Annotated in this window: 1 pseudogene; it reads right to left on the bottom strand. The window is 34.5% G+C overall.

Features of this window, described 5'->3' with window-relative positions:
* Positions 1 to 124 (bottom strand): annotated as a pseudogene (locus SB660_RS21650) (C40 family peptidase); the annotation flags it as partial.
* Positions 125 to 261: the final 137 nt, after the last annotated feature.

Here is a 261-nt window from a genome sequence, read left to right as displayed (position 1 = left end):
GATTTGAAAGTCCCCATAATGTATCGCCTTTTTTTACCTTAATCGTTTGCGCAGATGCAGCGCCCGCAAACAAAGTCGTCCCCAAAACCACTGCCGTTGTTGCTGTAACAAGTTGCTTTTTCATATTTTCCTCCCCAAATGTTAACTCTATATATATGTATCTCTTTTTTTAAATTAATCTTATTGATTTCTATTATAAGGATAGATTCCCATCAGAAATAGTCTTGACTTCATGTGACAAATTTCTTAATTATTCGTTCT

This window comes from Bacillus sp. SIMBA_005 (assembly GCF_046535585.1).
In the GTDB taxonomy this organism is placed as follows: domain Bacteria; phylum Bacillota; class Bacilli; order Bacillales; family Bacillaceae; genus Bacillus; species Bacillus pumilus.
This window is presented reverse-complemented; position numbering and strand designations above follow the sequence as displayed.